The 22,852-nt window shown below is 42.6% G+C and carries 16 protein-coding genes; 6 read left to right on the forward strand and 10 right to left on the reverse strand.

Annotated features, from left to right (window positions below; genetic code table 11):
• Positions 1 to 10 precede the first annotated feature (10 nt).
• Together PCIT_RS16940 and PCIT_RS16945 are read right to left on the reverse strand one after the other, a co-directional pair.
• Complete coding sequence (locus PCIT_RS16940; RefSeq protein ID WP_010365186.1) at positions 11 to 1,255, reverse strand: HlyD family secretion protein; 1,245 nt, start codon at positions 1,253 to 1,255, stop codon at positions 11 to 13.
• Between the two features lie 565 nt (positions 1,256 to 1,820).
• The gene (locus PCIT_RS16945) at positions 1,821 to 2,435 is read right to left on the reverse strand and encodes a PQ-loop repeat-containing protein (protein WP_040696461.1); all 615 of its coding nucleotides are present in this window, start codon (positions 2,433 to 2,435) and stop codon (positions 1,821 to 1,823) included.
• Positions 2,436 to 2,671: 236 nt separating this feature from the next.
• On the opposite strand from PCIT_RS16945, the gene PCIT_RS16950 reads away from it, so the two are divergent.
• Both PCIT_RS16950 and PCIT_RS16955 read left to right on the forward strand, forming a co-directional pair.
• Positions 2,672 to 3,826 (forward strand): tetratricopeptide repeat protein, encoded by a 1,155-nt coding sequence (locus PCIT_RS16950; RefSeq protein WP_010365183.1) that lies wholly within the window; start codon positions 2,672 to 2,674, stop codon positions 3,824 to 3,826.
• A gap of 101 nt (positions 3,827 to 3,927) precedes the next feature.
• Entirely contained in the window at positions 3,928 to 5,703 is a 1,776-nt protein-coding gene (locus PCIT_RS16955) for a PKD domain-containing protein (RefSeq protein WP_010365181.1), read from the forward strand.
• A gap of 73 nt (positions 5,704 to 5,776) precedes the next feature.
• Here the strand turns inward: PCIT_RS16955 and PCIT_RS16960 are convergent, their stop codons facing one another.
• From PCIT_RS16960 to PCIT_RS16980, 5 genes are all read right to left on the reverse strand, one after another.
• Complete coding sequence (locus tag PCIT_RS16960; protein ID WP_040696465.1) at positions 5,777 to 8,626, reverse strand: TolB family protein; 2,850 nt, start codon at positions 8,624 to 8,626, stop codon at positions 5,777 to 5,779.
• A gap of 89 nt (positions 8,627 to 8,715) precedes the next feature.
• The gene (locus PCIT_RS16965; RefSeq protein ID WP_010365177.1) at positions 8,716 to 8,961 is read right to left on the reverse strand and encodes a hypothetical protein; all 246 of its coding nucleotides are present in this window, start codon (positions 8,959 to 8,961) and stop codon (positions 8,716 to 8,718) included.
• A gap of 29 nt (positions 8,962 to 8,990) precedes the next feature.
• Positions 8,991 to 10,286, reverse strand: a complete 1,296-nt coding sequence (locus PCIT_RS16970) for a sensor histidine kinase (RefSeq protein WP_040696468.1) — start codon at positions 10,284 to 10,286, stop codon at positions 8,991 to 8,993.
• Entirely contained in the window at positions 10,264 to 11,616 is a 1,353-nt protein-coding gene (locus PCIT_RS16975; RefSeq protein ID WP_010365174.1) for a sigma-54-dependent transcriptional regulator, read from the reverse strand. Before PCIT_RS16975 ends, PCIT_RS16970 begins: the two co-directional genes overlap by 23 nt.
• A gap of 60 nt (positions 11,617 to 11,676) precedes the next feature.
• Entirely contained in the window at positions 11,677 to 12,528 is an 852-nt protein-coding gene (locus PCIT_RS16980) for a D-hexose-6-phosphate mutarotase (RefSeq protein ID WP_010365173.1), read from the reverse strand.
• A gap of 396 nt (positions 12,529 to 12,924) precedes the next feature.
• Here PCIT_RS16980 and PCIT_RS16985 point away from each other — a divergent pair, with 396 nt between their 5' ends.
• The 3 genes from PCIT_RS16985 (at position 12,925) to PCIT_RS16995 (ending at position 15,550) form a co-directional block, all read left to right on the forward strand.
• On the forward strand, positions 12,925 to 14,154 hold the full coding sequence (locus PCIT_RS16985) for a porin family protein (protein WP_010365172.1): 1,230 nt from the start codon (positions 12,925 to 12,927) through the stop codon (positions 14,152 to 14,154).
• 186 nt (positions 14,155 to 14,340) lie between these two features.
• Complete coding sequence (locus PCIT_RS16990; RefSeq protein ID WP_010365171.1) at positions 14,341 to 14,880, forward strand: carboxymuconolactone decarboxylase family protein; 540 nt, start codon at positions 14,341 to 14,343, stop codon at positions 14,878 to 14,880.
• Positions 14,881 to 15,145: 265 nt separating this feature from the next.
• Complete coding sequence (locus PCIT_RS16995; RefSeq protein ID WP_010365170.1) at positions 15,146 to 15,550, forward strand: YbaN family protein; 405 nt, start codon at positions 15,146 to 15,148, stop codon at positions 15,548 to 15,550.
• Between the two features lie 305 nt (positions 15,551 to 15,855).
• On the opposite strand, the gene PCIT_RS17000 is transcribed toward PCIT_RS16995, so the two are convergent.
• Positions 15,856 to 17,547 carry a methyl-accepting chemotaxis protein gene (locus PCIT_RS17000; protein WP_010365169.1) on the reverse strand — a complete coding sequence of 564 codons (1,692 nt, stop codon included), beginning with the start codon at positions 17,545 to 17,547 and terminating at the stop codon, positions 15,856 to 15,858.
• A 423-nt stretch (positions 17,548 to 17,970) separates the two neighbouring features.
• Between PCIT_RS17000 and PCIT_RS17005 the strand changes: the two genes are divergently transcribed.
• Positions 17,971 to 18,219: a DUF3297 family protein gene (locus PCIT_RS17005; RefSeq protein WP_010365168.1), complete on the forward strand. Its 249-nt coding sequence runs from the start codon at positions 17,971 to 17,973 to the stop codon at positions 18,217 to 18,219.
• Between the two features lie 169 nt (positions 18,220 to 18,388).
• Here PCIT_RS17005 and PCIT_RS17010 read toward each other — a convergent pair whose 3' ends face one another.
• Positions 18,389 to 18,820: a DUF4231 domain-containing protein gene (locus PCIT_RS17010; RefSeq protein ID WP_010365167.1), complete on the reverse strand. Its 432-nt coding sequence runs from the start codon at positions 18,818 to 18,820 to the stop codon at positions 18,389 to 18,391.
• A 15-nt stretch (positions 18,821 to 18,835) separates the two neighbouring features.
• Positions 18,836 to 22,780: a leucine-rich repeat protein gene (locus PCIT_RS17015; protein WP_192992821.1), complete on the reverse strand. Its 3,945-nt coding sequence runs from the start codon at positions 22,778 to 22,780 to the stop codon at positions 18,836 to 18,838.
• Between the last annotated feature and the right edge of the window lie 72 nt (positions 22,781 to 22,852).

A 22,852-nucleotide genomic window follows, 5' to 3' on the forward strand; every position in this document is an offset into this window, starting at 1 on the left:
AAAAATATGATTAATACAATTCCACCTGCGCACCTTGCTGCGCCAGCGTTGTTAAGTCTGAAATAATGAACTGTTCACCAACGCTTGCTCCGTCAGCGACCACGGCAAGTTTTCCTGAACTATTGTCAAAACTGACCGTAGTCGCTTTTGTCTGACCTCCGGCTAATATTTTATATAAAACAATCGGCTTAACTGCGCTGTAGTGAGCTGGGCGTAACATATACAATGCATCCTCCAACTGTGCCACAATAATCTCAGCATCAATATTCAACAAAGGCCTCGCACTCAAAGGCAGATCTCCCAGAAGACTCACTTCAACCTCAACGCTGTTATTTTCTACTTGAGAGCTTATTCTCTGCACAACACCGGCCACACTGTGCTCGCGGATCCGTACTTCACATCTTTGGCCAATAGCCACTTTGGCTATGACACTTTGCGGCACTTTCAACCGTGCAGTTAAGTTTTTCGGGCTACCCAGCAATGCTAACTCAGCCCCTTTTTGCACTCTTTGCCCCACAGTTAAAGGCATACGCTGTAACACGCCAAGCTGAGGGGCTTTTACGGTTAAACTTGCCTCCCGAGTACGCAACCGCGTCAACTCCCAAGACTGCATATCTATGCGTTGCTTCGCAAGTTGCAGCATGCTGGCTTGTAATTTTTCCAATTGTAAAAAGCGCTTTTTTATACTGCTTAATTGACGTGTGAGATTCTCTTTTTTGGATTTCACTTGTAAAAACGTCAACATCGAAACAATACCTTTACGCAATAAGGCTTGTTGTGCCGTGAATTCAAGTTCAGCCGTTTTTAAATCCCCGATAAGGGTATCAATTTCAGTTTGCTCTAAAAGCAGCTCCCGCTGATGGGTAAGCTGCAGCTGCGCACGCATTATCATTGCTTGCTGTAATAACTGCTCATGCTGCTTTATTTGCAACTGCAAATCGGGGTTAGACAAACGTGCAATGACCTGACCTTTTTGTAAAATACTACCCGCTTGATGAAGTACCGCTTCGACTATTGCATCACTCTCACTGGTAATAATATAGCGCTCAGCACTGTGTAATTTACCAAAACTACTGACCTTGATAGATACCGGTCCTTGTTTCACAGTATCAGTCATAATATCGACACGTTTCACAACAGTAACTGCATTAGATTTGAGCCCAACCCAGCCTATACCAAGGCCCACTATGATAAGGCACAGTAGCACTATGCCATGTTGATATGCTTTAGATGCCCTTGGCTTCGCAATATCCACACTATCTACTTCTCTTTATTTACACACTTGATAAATACAAAGCCAAAAGCATGCCAAAATAAAACTTAATACATTTCATATAATTAAGTTTTATTTTTTATAAAAGCATACTCTACTCTCTCAAAATCGGACTGCTATTCCGGTTTTGAAACTTAACGAAAAGTCACTTATCAATGCCGTATTGAAACTTTTTTAAAATCGAACAGCCTAGTGTTTGATATCGAACACATTTATCAAAAAATCAAATTAAAGTATCTTAAGTATTTGTTTTTATTTACATTAAATATTATCTGCAAAGTTTCATATATCACTGTATTACCTGCAGTGAGCACCGTAAATGAATATCGATATCAACCCATCATCAAGGTAGAACATTAAGATGGAACATTAAGATAGAGCATTAAGATAGAGCATTAAGATAGAGCATTAAGATAGAGCATTAAGATAGAGCATCAAGATAGATATAGTCCAGTTACATGGCGGGAAAATAACCTTATATAATATAGAGGCGGGTGCATGCATCAAAATTAGCATACCCCTGAGCCGTGAGATCTAAAGGCAGACTTTAAGCCACAGAAGGGCGGCGACGATAATAAGAAATACAGCCCATCTGTGCCGCATTCGTCAATAATATCATCACAAACGTCATAAGATGTGCCACACTGACTTGTGCCATATTCAGTTCGGCTGATAAACCCACCACCCCAGCTAAAAACTGCAAGCTAAAGTAACCTGCACTCAGGTTTGCAACATCTTTGCTTTTAATCGTTTTGTAAGTCTGAGGCATGACACGAAGTGAACTCATGATCAAACCAACAAAAGTGAGCCAGGTAAACAACTCAGCAGCCGCAACTAATGGGCTCAATAATAATAAAAATGGCAATACAGAAAAACCTAACATCATGGCTAACTGTCGGCGCTGCTGTGAGCAAGCATTATAACGGACAAAATAATACAATATGAGTGAACTTAACATACCGGTCACCACAAATGGTAACATCATAAATAACCTATCGAAAAATACGTTATACGCTATAAAGTAGCTGCTCTGTGCCACCCCAAAACTCATCATCAATAATGATAACCCCGACACACTGCGGTTTTTACGGATTTTTTTGACCAACGGCAAAAAGCTAAACATTAATATCAACGATGAAAGAATAGGCAAATATATGGCCAATGCAACACACTCCAGTTACTTTTATGTAAATAGGTAAATATGACGTAATTTAAAAACAAAACTTGTAAAACAATACGTTGTGGATATAAATTGAAGATCTGCATTTTAATCACACAGCCAAAGATTGCAATAAATGCAATAAAAAACAATTAATGAGACGCAAAGAAACCATTACACTTGCCGAACTCTATCGAACGCGATAAATTGATGAACACATTGGTGATGAGAATAATAAGATGAAACAGATACTATTTATCATGGGGTTAGCTTTTCTTTCTGGCTGTACGACGACAAATAAAATACCCACAACTCCTGTAGATGCTGTTGCGCTATTCAATCACTCTTTATTTAATCGTCAGCCCACGCCAGAAGTAACTGACATTTTTTCGCTACCTCTGGCTGAGCAAAATCGTTTTTTCGCTTATCAGCAAAAAGCCCTTGAACAAGGTATACGACAAGATCGCGTCATACCCGCTTATCTAAAAAATAAACTCGCTAGTTTTTCATACGATGGCGCAACCTTATCGGCAACACAAACACTCAACCAAGATCAAGGTAACTGTATTAGTCTTGCTATACTAACGCAGGCTTACGCCAACTTAATTGGCATAGAAACCAGCTTTAGAGAAGTCGCTTCTATCCCCGTTTATAAAATGTCAGGGCAAACTTTACTTATTTCGAACCATTTCAACACCAAACTGCTGGCTCCCACTGAAGGAGAAAAAGGCTTCATAAGCGCCATCCGCCCAGGCACGGTGATTGACTATTTTCCAGCGCAAGATATTTACTTCGTAGATACCGCAACAGTTGATGATCTTGTCGCAAAATTTTACGCTAACCATGCTGCTGACGCACTCTTAAATAAACGTTTTAATGAGAGCTATTCACATATAATTCAATCGTTTAAACATGTTAAAAATGATCCTGAACTCATTAATATCGCTGCTATCTTACACCGTAGAGCAGGCGACTCAGAGACAGCAAAACAACTCTTTGAATTTGCTTTAACACATAATTTAGTCAGTACTAATTTACTGACTAGCTACGCTGCTTTGGCGCAAGATAACAGCAATTATACGTTGGTAAATAAGCTAGAAAATATGAATAACCTAATCGCTAAAACCCCATTTGATATTATTTCAATTGCCCAAAATGCGATTCAAAAACAGCATTACAACACAGCAGAAAAGCTGCTCAGCGAGCTTGCTATCGAATACTCTTATTTACCAGAGCCTTATTTTGAATTGGCTAAACTTTATTACCTTAAGAACGACTTAGTACAATCAAAAGCATATTTATCTGAAGCACTTAGTAAAGCAGAAGACCAAAAAAAATTAGGCATCTACCAAGCAAAACTGTCTACGTTAGAGCAAATAACACACAAAAAGTAACTACAAAGTAAACAAAAAAACTTTACAGTTAACATTTTAATAACTATGTTGGTTGTGTTCGAATTTTCGACAAACGACAACTACATGTAAAGGAAATTAAAATGAAAGTGCGTTATTTACTGCCGCTAATTGGCTCTGTATCACTCACCGCGATGGCACAAGCGCCGCTCACAGAAGCGCAAATGCTGAAATATACTAACAACACAAGCGAAGCCATTATTGGTGCGAAAGCAGAAACCAATATTGTGCTTACCACAAAAGCGGGATCGTTTAAGCAAACCATCTCTCATCCTGATGCAAGTTACATCAAACTGCACTTCAAAGATCTCGATCTTAAAGGCGGTGGTAAACTCATTGTAAGAAATCTCGATAATAGCGAACGCTATGAATACACCCTTGCCGATATGAATAAAGCCACATTAGACACCGAAGCGGGAGATAATGGCGTCAGTTCATTCTCTGCCATGTCTATTTCTAGTGATACTGTGGTCGTTGAATATACTGCAGGTTCGAGTAAGCAAGCGCCGACCATAGATCATTATTTCTATGGAACAGAGAATGAGATCAGTATATTAGGCGGGCCTGATATAGGCACTCAGTCAACATGCGGCGTCAATGAGCGTAAAGATGTGCAATGTTGGGCAAATTCTCACCCTGTAGAATTTGAGCGTAGCCGCCCCGTTGCGCGCCTTGTTATTGGTGGTCGTAGTCTCTGTACAGGGTGGCGTGTAGGTGCCGATAATAACATGTTTACCAATAATCACTGTGTTGAGTCGGCTGCGGAACTTGCCTCAACTGAAGTCTGGTTTAACTATCAAAACACCAGCTGTAACGGTTCAACCAAAGAAACCGTCGTTAAAGTGACCGGTAAAGACTTTTTCAAAACCGACTACACATTAGATTACACATTATTTTCAATTAACGATTTCGCCAAAGCAGCACCATTTGGTTACTTCGGATTAGACACTCGCGATGCGACACAAGGCGAGCGTATTTATATTCCACAACATGGTTCTGGAAACCCAAAAGAACTGTCAATCGAATCAGATCAAGATAGCAATAGTCTATGCCAAGTCAATGAACCAAATGCCAACGGCCGTGGCACAGGTACTGACTTAGGATATTACTGTGACACCATTGGTGGTTCATCTGGTTCTCCGGTCTTAGCAGCCGCGACCAACAATGTAATCGCATTACATCATTTAGGTGGATGTACCAATAAAGGTGCTAAAATCAGTCGAATTTGGCCACAAGTAGCCAGCCACTTTAACAACCAAGTGCCTGTTGGTGATAACGGACCAGGTGATATGCTGCCAACGGCAAGTTTCTCCTTTAACTGCTCTGCGCTCAATTGCACGTTTGATGGCACTGCATCGAGCACACCGAATGGTTCAATTAGCCAATATGAATGGCAATTTGGTGACAATAGTAGCAGTGGCTTTGGTGCTAACTCGACACATAGCTATCAAACGGTCGGCGACTATACCGTCTCTTTAACTGTGACGGACTCAGAAGGCAAGCAAGCAACCACCAGCAAATCGGTATCTGTTAATGATGGTACAGACCCAGCTCAGCTGCAAAAAGGGGTTGCCAAAACAAGCCTTCAAGGCAGTTATCGCTCTGAAGCCTTCTACTATATAGACGTCCCGGCTGGTGCCACTAACATCAACTTTGTGATCTCTGGCGGAACCGGTGATGCTGATCTGTATGTGAGAAAAGATCAAAAACCAACGACATCAAGTTACGCATGTCGCCCGTATAGAAATGGCAACAGTGAAACATGTACAGTTAACCAAGGTGCTGGTCGATATCATGTCATGTTAAGAGCTTATAGAGCATTTAGTGGCGTGTCTTTAAAAGCTGACTATACTAACTAATTAACCTATTTCTACCTCCAAGTTAAATGAAGACGTAGGGCAGCCTCAATCGCAGGCTGCCCTTTTATTGTGGTTACCTCAAGTCATACCAAATACCTAACCACACGCTATTTTCATCACTTATCGATGCGCCGGATAGTCGGCTTAATCCCATATCAATGCGCAAATTACTCACGCCTGCAGGGGCAAACTTACCAAGCCAACTGCCTTTTTCTATCTTCCTTGATAAGCGTAATCCATAACTGTGGCCAATAAGTTGTCTGTCTAAATGATGTTGATGATAATAAAGCCACGGTCTATTCGCGCGCCAAGTAACACCCCCACCAAACTGTTGGTACTGTAAACCGCTCAGGCTTGCCATACTTAGCTCAGGGATAAAAAGTGTATTCACATGGCTATTATTGTCTGCGATAGGTGACTCCAATCCCCCTAACACCATAAACACATTGTGTCTGTGCTGATATTTACCTGAAATATACCAAGGAAATGTGTCTACACGGCCAAATAGCCGTGCTGAGAGGTCATAGCCTTGCCATGATTGCTCGCCGCTCTTACCCTGTAACCAATGCCATGACACGTGGCTGCCAACTGCCACGCTCTGTCGGTCTTCGTGCCATTGATGAGATACACCAAACCGTGACCAACGCAGTTCATCTCGCTCTACGTCAGTAAGCTCATCGCCCAATTGGCCAGCTAAATGGGTATCTAATCGCCAATGTTCAGCCTGATAACCCGTGCCAGCTTGCAAAAAAATGCCACGCCGTCTGTGACTGCTTTTATCATAATGCTGGGAGCGGATCGGTGCAGAAAAACGTGTATCAAATACTTTAGCGTGCCAATTGGCATATTGGCCAACATAACGTAAATCAGCAAATCGACCCGATAATGCATCACCCGCTAGATCTTGCGTCACACCAACCTGCCAACTCAGTAAATCTAATAAATCAGACCCGGTGATACCCACATGTAACAATGAACTCCCATTACTGTGATATTGCCCCCCGACAGCCAGTGATGTTGACTGTCGCCATATATCATAAGGCTGGCTCGGCAATGGTGTATTATGACGTTCAACTTTGGGTAATAATACATCTCTGGGTGAGGCTAGCGGCATAGAGCTCGAGCGGCTGATGGTATTAACTAGCTGCTCATTGCCAACACTCAGTACCCGTAACTGTGTGCCTTGTGCCGTCTTCGCTAAAAACAGTAGACGATCCTTGCTTAAGGGCAGTGGGTATGTAAATACATGTTGCCCATCGGTCAATTTATATCGTGTTTGTAACTCAAAGTCGTAACGGTAGATATCAAGTAACCCTGCCCGCCCTGCAACAAAGCTGATGGAGCGACCAGCCATATCCCACTGAGGGTGCGCTAAATACTGATACCCTTTTGGCATAGGAACCAACGTCTCTGAGCTATCGACTAGATCACGCACAACCAACTGCCAATTGCCGTTTGCTTTAACCCTTAAATAAGCAAGTTTGTTACCAGAGTGATTTAATACCGGATGGTCATAAACTGTCCCTAACTCTCTGTGTGTAATGGCCTTAACATGATTCGTTGCGAGGGTAATCTCAACTAACTGAGAGTAACCAAAATGCACCTGCTCAGCATACATTGTCTGGGCTCTTTGGTTTAAGGTAAAGCGTCTAATTCGGGCATTTTCAGTTAGCTGAGTGACTTTACCGGTTGATAGGGACCAACTAAATAACTCTCCAGAAACGACCGTCGCATGTGATTTATCCCTCACCGAAGAAACAAATAAAAGCGTATCACTTCCCTGCCAATGCGGGTAACGACACCCTCTTTGACCACGTGCAGGAAGACTAAAAAGCAGTTTTTTCGGGTAAACTTCAGGAGTCGTATCAGCAATATCATGTGGGTCTATTTCAAGCAGCTTTTTTTGTTGTGCGATAAACTTTTTTTTTGCTTCAGCATTATCGCTCGTCGAATACACATTCAAATAAGATCGCCCTTGGGCATCGCGTTCAACCACCGCTAATAACCCTTTATCTGGCGACAATGCTGGGCTATGTACACTAAATTTCGTCGTCGTCCACAGTGCGTCATTTAATGGTGGTTGTTCAGCAGTCACTTGCATAGTGTGATAAGTGTATGCCGCCGTAAAGCGTCGATATAAAACAGCCGCAGAATGGTTAAATATACCTTGAAAAGCATCTTCAAAATCCCGCTTTTTCACAGCTTGCATTCGGGTCCACACCGCATCAAGCCTATGCTCAGAGTACCTTGATTCTAGCCATGCTAAAAATCGCGCACCGAGTAAATATGCCATTGAATCAGATAGGTAGCGGTTATCTCCTCCGTTCAACTGCGCATACGTTGGCAGCGCACCTTGACGAGCAAACTCCCTGATAATAGCTTCACTGTAATTATCAAAGAGCCGACCCCGGCCTGTTATTTTCGATTCTAATAGGGTGGCGTACCCCTCAGCAACCCAGCGCGGCACCATCGCAGAGGTTAAATCATAGATATCAGATATATCTCGTATTACTTGTCTAAATCGATGACGTGTTGGCTGAGATAGGTGCACCAAATGAACATATTCATGCAGTATCAATAACTGTAGCCAGCTGTGGTGATTGGAAATAACCGTATCCGATTGAGGAGGAGTGGTAAAAAGCGCCATCAGCGGATTGTCTGTGCTGGGTAGGGCAAACCCATTGGCACCATGATATGGGTCAAATACCACCACATCTGCAACGCTGGGTAAACTGCGATTTTGCTGTACTAACACAATATCGCGAACAGTTTCTAACTCTTGCGCTGCGGCCTGCGCCCACGCTTGATGCCCTTTGGTGTAATGCACATTGAAGTGTTCAGTCTGTATTGTTTCCCAATGCAGTGCTCCCCAACACACCCATGAGCAACAACACATATATAGCCCCGCTAGCAATCGCAACATAACTCATCCGCAAAAAGCATCTTATGTTTAGTATTGCAAACTTTGCTTACTTGTCGTGGTGTATCTTAAACATTAATACCGATTCGGTATTAACTTGGGTTAGCAACAGGGTTCGCTAACGACACAAATAAACTCAATATACCTGCCGATATAATTAACACACACATAGCAAGTAAGGCACTCAGGCCGGCATAGTACATGGCGGATGCCAATAATGATGCGGCACACCATACACCCGCGCGATGCAACCAACGGCTGAATGTGTTACTTGCCTTCACATTGATAAGAACAGCTACCACTAATAATAACGCTAACAAACACAGTATCACTAACATATTAACCTCCTTTTCAACTTTATTATATGTTAATGAGAATTACTATCAACTGGTATGGGTAATATAATCGTTACTCGCGCACCTTGTGCGGTATTTTCTAATAAGAGTTCACCGTTATGTTGTTCAATAATATTGCGACTGAGTGTTAAGCCAATACCTTGCCCCGTCTGTTTTGTCGTATAAAATGGCGTAAAAACATTATCTAAGTTCGCAAATCCAGCCCCATAGTCACGGATTGAAATAAGCACTTTTTCTTGAGAGTAAGCGCTTGATAATACAATGCCAGTCTGTGGTTGCTGTTGAGATTCAATGGCATTTTTACACACATTAATCATAACTTGCTGTAATAATTGCTGATCTGCCATACACCGAGGTGCCCGACAGTCTAGCTTGAAACGTTGCGCGGGGAAAAGTTGCACAACATGGTCAAAAACGGGTTGTAGTAGTGTAACACTGGGCGAAATTTCCAAGTGTTCGCTTGCCTTTGCATAACGCCCGACAAACGACTGTAAATGCTCGCAACGTTGCTTTATAACGTCTAGAGCTTGGGTATCTCTATGCTCGGTCATTTTACCATTTAAACTTTGGGCCAATGAGCTAACAGGTGTCAGAGAGTTATTAATTTCATGGCTTATCACTCTGATCAACTGCTGCCATGCCTGCAATTCATTCTCTCGCAGCCGTTGCCGTATATTAGACGCAATCAATAGCACATATTGTTCTTCACCCTCTTTAAACTCACTACTATGTAACTGCCAATGACGCGCTAAATTATTATCAGTAAATTGCCAAATATGATTTTTACAAGTTAATTGTAATGTGTCTCGCGACGCACCTTTCATCGTTTGCCAAGGTTGTCTGTATAAATGTTCAAATGCAGTGTTTGAATAACTTAATGAGTGAGCCTGATCAAACACCATCACGGGTATATCAAGTTTGTCTATCAGCTGATAGATAATAAAAACCTGGCTGTTATAGCGGCTTTTATGGCGGTGTAAATGCTCACTTAGTGCTATTAACTGCTGTTCAAAAAGCGCCACTTCGCCGCTTTTATACTGAGCTTTGATTTGCTGATTAAAGTCTTCCGCGAAAATCGCTTCTAATTGCCAGTTGGCTCGTGCCAATACCTGCATCAGCTGTATTTTTTGACGTCGGTACCCAAGCAACAATACGATAGAAAATAATAAACAACTCACCACCAGCCAAACTGGCGATAAACCAAGTTGCCATAAACTGATCATCAATAAAATGATTATCCCAAGGCTAAGTAACCCAATATAACGGGCTTGTCGTTGCTCAAAATTAGCCATGATCTTTAAGGCCATACTTTTCAATACGCCGATATAGTGACGACTTAGTAAGCCCTAACCGTTGTGCTGCATCACCAATATGCCCATCGCACTGATTTAGAATAAACACGATATGATTCTTTTCAATGTCTGCTAATGTCTTCACTTCGTTTTCACTGTGCTCTCGCTGAGGGTTAACTAACCGCAGTTGGCAATCTGTGGCTTTAATTTCGGGTTGTTCACTTAATAACAAAGCGCGTTCCATAACATGACTCACTTCACGCACATTACCTGGCCAAGTGTACTGCCGTAATTTGGTTTTCGCACACTCAGCCAATGATTTAGTGGGCAGCCCGTAGCGCTGCGCATGGACAGCTAACATATACTGTGCAAATGGCAGAATATCATCTCGTCGCTCATAAAAACGAGGCACCGCGAAACTGAACGTATTAATTCGGTAAAATAAATCAGTACGAAACTCCCCATCCTCAATTGCTCGGTCAAAATTAATATTGCTGGCACAAATAAGTCGAATATCCGTTTTTTCTGTGGCACTACTGCCCACCCGTTCATACTCTCCAGATTCAAGCACTCTCAATAACTTGGCTTGTAATGGTATTTCGAGCGTACCAATCTCATCTAAAAACAGCGTCCCTTGTCGCGCCATTGCAAAACGGCCCTCCCTCGCTGACTTGGCATCAGTAAAAGCCCCCTTAACATGGCCAAACATTTCACTTTCAAACAGGCTGCTACTTAATGAGCCCATATTTACGCTCACCCAAGGCCCTGTTTGACGTGCTGACAATTGATGTACCGACTGTGCTATATGGCTTTTTCCAACCCCACTTGGGCCCGCTAGCAAGATGGTCGCATTGGTTGATGCAACTTTTTGTAACTGCTGCTCTAACGCTTTCATACATTGGCTTTGCCATTGGTATGGCGCATCAGCTTTGGGTTCAATTAACGACTTAGAGGCTGTTACTTTTTGTTTTGACATCAGTTTGAACTGATCAACAATCGACGCCAATAAGCTTTCATTTTGCCAGGGCTTTTCTATGAAGTCGCAGGCTCCCAATTGCATCGCTTCAACAGCAAGGTTCACACTCGACCAGCCAGTCAAACATATCACTGCTCTATCTGGGTAATGTATATTCAACCAACGTAAAAATGCTAATCCTTCCTCACCTGAAGTGGTATCTCGGCTAAAATTCATGTCCAGTAGTATTAGCTCAATAGACTTTACTGCTAACAGTTGTTTTGCCGTATCAGGAGAGTCGGCCTCAAGTACTGCATAATCATGGTCTTCCAACAAATATGCAGCACTCAAACGTACTTCAGGGTTGTCATCAATAATAAGAACAGACATATTGTTTCCTTGCAGTGATTGGTTCACTACAAGGATACGATAATCAAAATGAAATGGGTATTAGATCCAACGCAGGCGCGTTGTCAAAGTATGGCTTTCTCCGGGCTGTACCGTAATGGCATCATCCATCACATTAGCCGCTTCTAAACATAGCATCGACAAGTACTCATCATCTTTAAAATTACTTAACCGCTGCGACTTTTCTATCCACGGATTCCAAAGTACACATGACTGTGAGTTTTCGCGGGCTACTTCTATGCGGCCTTTTGGTGTATTGATCACTTGTACTGCAGGGGCTTGGGTGTAGACCATGTCAGTTTCTCGGGCAAAATGCACCACTTCATTTTGTGCAAACGGCCCTTCACCAAATTCAATATACTTCGACCCTTGTAGTCCTTCTACAGATGTTTCATGGATATTTGGTGTTGGAAAATACGTATGTAAAGCCTGAGTGAGCGTAAAGGCGTGTTGCCCTAAATTGGTGTTCGTTAAGCGTACTTCAATACTTTGCCCAAACATAAAAGTCACTTCCAATTTTGACTGATGTGGCCAATAGGTATCATCAACCAACGTCATCGGAAGTGATAAACGCACTTCAATATGCGTGTCGTGTTCAATCACTTCTTCTGCACGCCAAACCAGCTTTCTAGCAACTCCATGGATAGGCCAATCAGCATCGCTATGCACACCAAACCAAGGCCAACATATAGGGATCCCACCGCGTACAGCTTTTCCTTCTACGTAATCTTCATCAGCTGACACCCAAATTAAGTTATCTCGGCCTTTAGGCGTAAACTCCGTTAGCTGCGCCCCTTGTAAAAAAACTTTACCATGACACAACGGGCTATCGACTTGTATATACTCAAGACCGCTCTCAGTACGCTGAATAGACACTGATGCTGAAAGATCCATAGTTCACCTTATTTAAGTGTTGAAATTCACGAGCTAGGTTACCTAATTTACGCGTGTTGAGTAAATAAATAACCGCGAATATGAAGCATCTTCATATACCTGACTGTAAACATACTCTCACTATCAAGGGTATGATCACTCTATAACCACTTTTCACAGGCACCTTTGATATAGCGCATACAATGTATCTTCTTTTACTAACCTACCCGCTTTATATTACCTCTAAATAACAGCACCGATTAGCTTAGGCGCTTACTATTAGCCTCCTCCACATAACTCGAGAAATAACTAGATAATTACTTAAAAATCATATATTACAGATATGTTATTATGATCTAAGTGCGAAATGGTCTACCCTATTAGCACTCCCATTAGCAACTTTATTGAATAATAATCATGTTAAAATATAGTGCGCTCGCCCTAGCGACAGGGCTACTCTCGCAGCCGACGTTGGCGAATGTCGACGAATTAGCTCAATTAAAACAACAACTGGCTAAGCTGCAACAGCAAATACAAAAAATTGAAGATGATGCAAAAAAAGTAAAACAACCTCAGTCCAAATCCACCTCGGGGATCAAAGTCGGCGGTGCGGTTCGAACCAACTACAGCCACACATCTTATAACGATGGAAATAAAAATCGCGGTGGTGACTTTGATTTTGATCTATTTCGTGTCAACTTTGCTGGTGACGTAGGAGACGTCGAATTACATGCTGAAATACGCTTCTTTGATTATATGACTGCGGTAAAATATGCCTATGCCGCCTATGACTTTTCTAAAGACTGGCAGGTACAAGCGGGGATCACAAAAGTCCCTTTTGGCAACTGGCCTTATAATTCTCATAATTACTTTTTTAGTACCAATTATTATATTGGCCTAGAAGACGATCATGACTTAGGCGTTCTATTTAAGCGTAAATTAAGTGACAACTGGCAACTAGATATCGGCTTTTTTAAAAATGATGAACTAGGTGGCGTGGATGGCTACGTTGGTGACCGAGCAGATCGCTATTCATACGACGTCGTTGGCTACCGCCAGAGTTCGGACGGTATTTATGATAGCCCAACGCAAGCTATCGGTGAATACAACACCTTTGCTGCACGTTATGGATATCATATCCAACACGCTGGAGGCACAACCGAGGTTGGGTTTTCTGGGCAGCTCGGTGGGTTACATGACGGCAATGATCGTGTCGGAGACAGCCTCGCGTGGGCACTACATTTAAACAGCAATATTGGACCTTGGAACCTTCAGCTACAGCACGGTGAATACGATCATGATATTGAAGGCGTCGATCGCATGGCTGTTGGAGCATATGCGTTTTACGACAGTATTGCAGCACAAGCCACCACTTCTAGTGCCAACATTGCTTACAGTTTACCCGTAAAATGGGGCGCAGTAACCGGACTGCAATTTTACAACGACTTTGGCATTATTTATGACAAATCAGATGCGAGCGAAGATACCTGGATGAATGTAACAGGAGTCTCTGTTGCTGCCGGTGGGTTATTTACTTACTTTGATTTAGTTCATGCCAAAAACCAGCCTTTCGTTGGTGGTTCTATCGCCGGTGATAGCACCGACACTGAGCGTCGCTTTAACATCAATATTGGCTACTACTTTTAGTCATACACATTGGTTAACGCGTAATATTACGGTCGCACAAGGGTTTCTGTGCGACCGACTCTCAATTAAAAAACTTTCAACAGCAGCTAGTCTATTTATGCACTCAATATAGCCAAACCTTATTTGAACAATCATTCAAATACAGCTAATGTGGTATATAACTTAAACAGTAAAAGGTATTTCCACATGACTCAATTTACCCTTCACACTTTAGAAAGCGCGCCTGAACCAAGCAAACCTTTGTTACAAGATTCCGTTAATACGTTTGGTATGCTGCCAAATTTACACGCAGTTATGGCCGAGTCTGCCCCTCACTTGCAGGCCTATCAAACATTACACAGTTTATTTCTTAATAGCGCTTTTAACAGCGAAGAAAAAACCGTGGTCTGGCAAACCATTAATATTGAACATAACTGCCATTACTGTGTGCCGGCGCATAGCGCTATTGCTAAGTCTATGGGCGTCGCTGATGAACTCACACAAGCACTACGAGCGCACACAGCACTGCCAACGCAAAAGTTGGAAACTTTGCGTACTACCGTATTACAACTAGTACGAAATAGAGGGCAACTGAGCGAACAAGAACAGCAGCAATTTTTTGCCGTAGGGTATACGCAACAACATTTGCTCGACATCATTTTAGGTTTGGCACAAAAAGTTATGAGTAACTATGTGAATCACTTAGCCAAAACCCCTCTCGACCAACCGTTTAAAGCGTTTATCTAAATAGCCTCAGGTTTGGATAAGGGTTTTGGAATAGAAAATGTTTTTAAAACAAACTTAACTACAATCCAATGATGATATTTTACGCAATATCAAGGCACTTTTATGCAGTAATAGCGGGCTATTACAAATGAAAGCAACGCCGAGAGTGAGAAAAATAGCTTTATTGGGCACATTCACTTATCCAGAGCTGAGGTTAAATACAAAAACTCGCTTTTAATTAACCCTGTGATAAGCTTAAAATGAGTGATATTACAGGGTCATAGGCATGAAGAGCGGTCTAAACAACATTTTCAACCGATGTTTTTGGCTACATTTGATTGGCATTATTTTCGTTGCCTTGGGGTTCATCGGAATCATTTTACCTGTTATGCCCACCACAATTTTTTTTATTCTTGCGTTAGCCTGCTTTACCCGTTCATCACCTCGTTTTGCCAACTGGTTACTGACTCACCCACGCTTTGGGCCTAGCCTACAAATGTGGCAACAACACCAAGTCGTGCCCCCAAAAGGCAAATGGGGCGCAGGTATAGGTATGTTGCTGGGCTTTATTATTTTATGCTACAGCCAACCAGCAATCTGGGTACTCGCACTCGTGGCAGCTATCGAAGTCATGGTGCTGGCGTATATACTTCGCAAACCATCATACCCGCCATCATCGGACGTCGTTTAATCACTGCGCACGCAACATTTGCACTGAGTCATGCTCAGCTAAACCGTGATAAATAATCATCACAAAAAATCGAGCCATCATTTTGGAGCAAGGTGGTGGCCCACTTGTCTCATCACCATATGACTTACCTGTATTCTCCCCATCAGTCTCACGTTTAACAATGCTACGTTTAACAATGCTACGTTTAACAAAACGTTATGCTCATCAACTAAAAAAGCCTTACTAAAGATGACTCTAGTAAGGCTCTGTACTGCTCAATGCCTTCATATTGTACGCTGCGCAGGCTCAATATGAAGGTGTGACACTTAGGTCACAAAGCGATCAAAGTTCGCATGTAAATCAACGACACGCTGGGCTATGTTTTGGTTTGCAGTGGAGGTTTCATTCGCCCCTTCAGCGGTTTCACTGGCAAGATCATTGATGTTGGTCACACTCTTATCAATATCCACTGCAACCACTGATTGCTCCTCTGTGGCTGTCGCAATTTGTGTGTTTAAGTCATTAATTAGGTCTATAGACTGGGCTGCTTCATCTAATGTGCTGCGGGTCTCTCGGCTTTTCCCTAAACAAGCACTGGCACTTTCTGTGCCTTTTGCCATGCTCACAACCACCTTATTAGCTTCTGTTTTTAAGCGAGCCAATAAGTCTTGAATATCCGCTGTTGAACCTTGAGTTCGGCTTGCAAGCGTTCTGACTTCATCAGCTACAACCGCAAACCCTCGCCCTGTTTCTCCCGCTCGAGCCGCCTCGATAGCAGCATTGAGTGCCAGTAAGTTTGTTTGCTCAGAAATGCTCTGAATCGACTCAAGTACCGTGCTTATGTTGTTGGTTTCTTCCACTAACGACGTAATATCACTCGATGCTTCATTCATTTCAACAACGAGGTTTTCAATAATATTATTTGTTTCAGAAGCAATTGCTTTGCTTGATGCCACCTTATTTCGTACATTTTGCGTCGCTTCTGCTGCGTTCGCTGTACTTTTAGACACATCTTGTGTGGTTGTTGTCATTTGATAAATAGCCGAAGCTACCATCTCCGTTTGATCTTTTTGTGCAATCACGTTTTGCTGGGTTTGGCCAACAACCTGTGTGGCTAATTCTGATGACTCTCCGAGGCTCTTCACAATGTTATTAGTACTGGCAATAATATGACGTAGATTACCAATAAATTTATTAAACTCCCGCGCCATAATACCGGTTTCATCTCTGGCCGACTCATCTAACTTAACCGTTAAGTCCCCGTCGCCATTGGCCACAGCTTTCAATCTGACAATAAGTTCATTTATCGGCGTGGTTATCGAACGACCAATCACAAATGATATAAACAAAGCAAACCCAACCGCCACAGCAGACGTTACCGCAATCCATACAATTGCTGCTTGCTCATCATGCTCAGCTTGCAATGATGCTTCTTGGGTATAAGACTGAATGTCATCCAGCAAAGCGATCAGTTCATTTTTCAAGTCATCTTCTTCTTGCTCCACAGCCACCACGTCATCCATAACCTGTACAAGCGGGTTAGAAGACAGCCTATCTAGCACACTCATCATATGTGAATTCACACTGGCATAGTGCCCGTCTATGCTACGTAATTGTTTAGTTACTTTGGTAAATTCTTGTCTGGCAGAATCTGAATGTGCTTTTGTGATTGCTTCTGCAGCAAATGATATGGCAAATGCTAACTCCTTTTCTATCTTTTCACTGAGTGCTGAAATCTCATTCAATACAGTACTGAACTTAGGCGCAAATTTCTGTTCACCTTGGTCGGCTAGTGACTTGTATAGGAGCGCTCGTTCAAATAAAATTGCTTGCTCTAACTGGTGCTCAGTAAGTTGAGTTAAGTATCGCGTAAGCGGAATATCTTCTTCAGCAATATCTATTAGCTCATTACCAATCTTTGCCATTTGTATCAAAGACAACCCACTCACAATGAGTAATAAACAAAGCTGCGAAAAACCCATCGCATATACTCTGGTACCAATACTCAATCTTTTCATACACTGCACGACCTATTATTACCGTTGTGTAAACAGTGTAGTAACACAATGCAAAAATCGCGATTTTTCTAAAAAACTTCTTTCCGCTAAACATTCATTTGCTTACTCTGGGTGCTAATTTACTGCTGAGTGCTAAGTGCTAAGTGCTAAATAATTCGTCGCTAGCTTCGGTTAACGCCAGCGAAAAATGATAAATATAAACTTTCTTAAACACGGTAATTACTCGCTTAGAGGGTGGTGTAAAAGCAAACATATCATGCCTTTTTCACGACGCATTCTAAGCGATGCTCTGTAAACGAATTCTCCAACACAGCCTAGGCATTCATTTTTAGCATCAAGTTATTTATATTTATTGCATCGCGCTTGAGCATCAAACAACGATTGCCTACAATGGCGCATATTTTACTCACAAGAAGTTATGTTATGAACGACACTACATCACAACCAGCACTACCAGATCGCCTTTCAATCAACCCACGCAGCCGTTTTCACGATGAAGAAGTGTTTAAGCACGATATTGGCATTAAAATTAATGGTAAAGAGCGCTTTGATGTTGAAGAGTACTGCATCAGTGAGGGCTGGATCAAAGTGGCTTCTCCTAAAGCGCTAGATCGTCGTGGCCAACCTCTACTATTAACAGTTAAAGGCACGGTTGAAGCGTTCTATCGTTAATAACTAGCTCACACTTACTTGTGATCTGCGCTCAATCGCACATCACAAGTAACTTACCTATCTTCGGCTAGCAACGAGTGACTTCTTAAACTGTGATTAAAAATCCAAGCTATATTGAGTTAAGTTAAGCCAAGTTAAAGGCCACCAGCCAATTATCCATTCTCGTATTTTATCGTTTTTCTTTGCCTGTATTGCGGTTTCGCGCCTGCCATTGGGTATTTTCTTGCGATAGGATCCCTTCAACCTTTTTTACAAACTGACAAAACGCCTCTTCTTCTTTGCAATCATCACAACGGCTTAAGAATACATATTTTTCATGTTTAAGTGCCTCACATTGTGCACGGTAGCTGACCCAATTTTCCTGATATTTTTTTAAGCTGATCAAGCCAGCACAAATGCCGATCAGTACCCCAAGGCCGCCCACAATCACTTTGCCTATGGTGGTATCTCCCCACATCCCAGTAATAAAAGGGATCGCCGCAGCACTGACCATTTCGATTACTCGACAGCGGTTAAACGCCCGTTGGTTTTTCATACTCGCGTTATCAAACCAGGCTATTTGCTCATCAACGCGCTCTGTTAAATAGGTGTCTTTATCCATGGTACTTGCCTTGTTTTACTTTGTATTGGTCGATAATGTGCGCAGTTGTTGAGTGACTTGCGTCCATGCATCTTCAGGGTATTGCCAACGATTAAGCGGTTTTAAACGCTGCGCCTCTTCATCCTGCGGAAAAAATTGGTATTTCCCCATTACCACAGGAGTTGCGGCTGTTTTCTGCGTACCCTCAGCCTCTTTTTTATTCCCCATACCTTGCTTGTCCTTGAGCTGTGTACGCACGTCAGCAGGCATAATTTGCCAGTCTTGATAATCGCAGTTGCTCAATAATATCGGGAAGATTTTAGCCTGACTGCGCGCCATATTTTTCAGGGCCAGCGGCATTTCAACGCTATGAACATAACTTGAGGCAATAAAGCTCTGACTGACCAACATAATGATCACATCCGCGTCATCGAGCGCCGTCACTATGGTGTCATGCCAGTCATCGCCGGTGTTGATCATACCATCTTGCCAAAGCTCAATAATGCCATCACGCTCTAAATTGATCAGGTACTGCTGTAGCTCACGGCGCGGGGCTATATCATCATGAGAATAAGAAACAAATACTTTTAACATCGCACTTGGCCTCCTATGGGTAAAAGGTTTAAATGGTGCCAGCGACAACCACTGTTTTTGATTCGATGGTGCTCTAACCGGCGTTATTAGCTCACACGGTAAACGGGTTTCTCTATTAATTTTCGACAAATCTAAGGCGTTAATATAATGGCGTTCATCAACCGACACCCACAACCCTTGTGGCGGTGTAACATAAATGCGCTCTAAGGCTTTTAGGTGCTCAGCTGCATGCGCGACGGTGTCATCATTTTTTTCAAAAGAGTGAGGTAAGGCTTTCTCTGTTGGTTTTTTATCTTTCATTGCGGCCAAAGTATCTTCGTACTTAGTCGCTGATTTTTCCGCTGAACCATGTGATAAAGCCGCAAAGTACTGTTCAAACTCACCAACCTGCTGCAAAGGCTGCCCGTCGTTGTATAAACTCATGATCACATAATAAACATACCGACTGTGGGCCGTCCTTATGTACTCATCACTGTTGTTAATAAAGACTTTAATTTGCAGTTGCTCGGTAAAAATAAGCTTAATAAGTACTTGGCTGGCTTGGCTTTGTCCGCCTTGCTCCGTCACCCCTAAGGTAAATAACAGTTGATCACGCCAAAACTTTTTATAGTTGGGTAAATTACCAAAGTGACAAATTAACTGGTTGATCAGGCCCAGCGGTAAATATGCTTTAAACCACAACCCAAACGCAAAATCACGCTGTACACCAAACGTGAGTAAATGATAATCATGCTGAGTGTCGTCGGTCAAAGGCAAGTAATTAGGGACTATGTACTCACCGGCTTGGTCGCCATAATCATGCTTAAATATCACTTGCTCTTTTTCAAGTACACTAATGATATCTTGATCAATATTACGCAGCGCTTGAGCGGGGATCACCCCTTTATATTCCCCCAGCGTGGCTTTGCTCAATACCTTTGTGTGCACATAATAAGCAAAAGACATGGGATGCAACCAGACTTTCTCAGCATTAACACTGGGGTAATACAACACCATACCTTGTGCGTGCAACTGACTTAATTCTGTTTTTAAATGGGTAAGCTGCTGAGCTACATTATTCACCGAAGGATTATACAGGGCTACCAACTCCCTCACGGGTTTTGCCTGCCAATGACGTTTAACGCTTTTTTTATGCTCGCTAAAAATCATCTTTAAAAACTTCTCGTACCACAGCGCCGCTGCAACGGTTTTTTGCGTTTGGCTAATCAACGAATCAAGTTGTGCCTGAAAATATTGTAAACTTGCTGAAAATAGGGGGTTTTCTTGCGTTGAGTCTAAACTGACAATATGCTGATTAAGGACATAGGGGTTATCACAAGGGCGTAAGTTTGCCTCTTCATCAGCGTGAGTTTGTATCAGTAACAGTGGGGCCGCCGGCTCCGCATTGGCTTCTTTTTTCGTGTCATCGGTAAGCGGGGCACTAAAAGGGGGCGCGTCTATCGGTGAGGTTAATTGTGCTGTGCTAATAGTACGCTCGCTCGATAGTGCATTATAATGTTGCCAATACCCCAACCAGTAGTCTCGGTTAAAATGGCGGCTCATCACTTTTTCGCTGTCTTTTTCAACCTTATTGCAGTCTGACTGTGGGTGCCATAATAAACACGTCAACGCATGTTGACTCATAAAAACCCGATATATGCCATGGTAATAATCTTGACCACCAAAATCATAAATGAGCGCATCCGGCAAAGCAGACGCTTTATGGGCCGCCTTGCGCGCCCTCACATCAGCCTGTTTTTTATACGGCTTTATTTGCAAAATATGGGTTGAGTCACCATTATGCGCTAAAGTGCCTTGGGTTAAATAATGTGCCAAACTGCTTTTACCCGCTGCGTGGTTGCCAAGTAGCAGTACCTTGCTGGGCAGCACAATATGCTTGCCATGACTGTCATCTATGCGAAACAGTAAATTTCGCAGCACACTACGTGAATCCTCATGTTCTTCTAATTTAATACCATAGTGGCTAGCAAAAGGGTTACTGTACAACTGCAATTCTTCAAGCGTGGGGCACTCTAGTAATGTATGAAGCTGCGCAACATCCACCAATGCATTATACTGCAATAATACTGTATTTAACTGTGGGAGCGCATATAAAGGGGTAATATCTGTAATACTATTATTATCTAAATCGATATATTCTAACTTGTGTAATGCAGGCACAAATCCAATATTATCTAATGCTACCCCGTCAAGTCGCAACCAGGTTAGGTTTGTTAATGTTACCACTAATTCGATATCTCTAATACGAGCACAATTCATCAAGTTAAGCTCGGTTAATTGAGTCAGCCCTGTAATGCCTGCAAGGCTCGTCACTGACTCGCAATCACTTAAATCCAATTCTGTTAACTGAGTCAGCCCCGCCAAAGCATTTAGGTTCGTTAATGACTGACAATCACTTAAATACAACCGAGTTAACTGAATCAGCCCCGCCAAGGCATTTAGGTTCGTTAACGAGCTAAAACCTCTTAAAACCAACCGAGTTAACTCAGTCAGCCCCGCCAAAGCATCTAGGTTCGCTAACGAACTTAAATTACTAAAATACAACTGAGTTAACTGAGTCAGCCCCGCCAAAGCATCCAGGTTCGTTAATGACTGGCAATCACTTAAAACCAACCGAGTTAACTCAGTCAGCCCCGCCAAAGCATCCAGGTTCGTTAATGACTGGCAATCACTTAAATTCAATTGAGTTAACTGAGTCAGCCCCGCCAAAGCATCTAGGTTCGTTAATGACCTACAACCACGTAAATCCAAGTGCGCTAACTGAGTCAGCCCCGCCAAGGCATCTAGCTTCGTCAATGAAAGGCAACCATATAAACGCAACTGAGTTAACTCAGTCAGCCCCGCCAAAGCACCTAGGCTCGTTAAAGAGCTTAAATTTCTTAAATACAACCGAGTCAACTGAGTCAGCCCCGCCAAAGCATCTAGGTTCGTTAACGAGCTTAAATCTCTTAAATCCAACCGAGTTAACTGAGTCAGCCCCGCCAAAGCATCTAGGTTCGTTAACGAGCTTAAACCTCTTAAATCCAAACGAGTTAACTGAGTCAGCCCCGCCAAGGCATCTATGTTCGTTAATGACCCACGTCCACTTAAACTTAACTGCGTTAACTGAGTCATTTCCCCTATGGCATCAAGGTTGTCTATTAATCTACAACCACGTAAATCTAATTGTGTTAACTGGGTCAGCCCCGCCAAATCGTCAAGGTTTGTTAACGACCGGCAAAAGCTTAAATCAAGCTCGGTTAACGTATCCGCCAACACACTCAGCGTGGTTGGTAAATACGTAAAGTGTAAACCAGATAAACTCAGGGACGTAGCCCCCGTGTCTAGTGCCGTTTGAATACGCGCGTATGCCAGTTCGAGTGTATCGTTCTGCTGTTCATTTTCCATCCTAGGACCTTATTGCCAATCAATCGCATTACTATACCTTGTTGTTAATTTGTTACCAAGGTATCAACTGGC

It is taken from the genome of Pseudoalteromonas citrea (assembly GCF_000238375.3).
Classification (GTDB): domain Bacteria; phylum Pseudomonadota; class Gammaproteobacteria; order Enterobacterales; family Alteromonadaceae; genus Pseudoalteromonas; species Pseudoalteromonas citrea.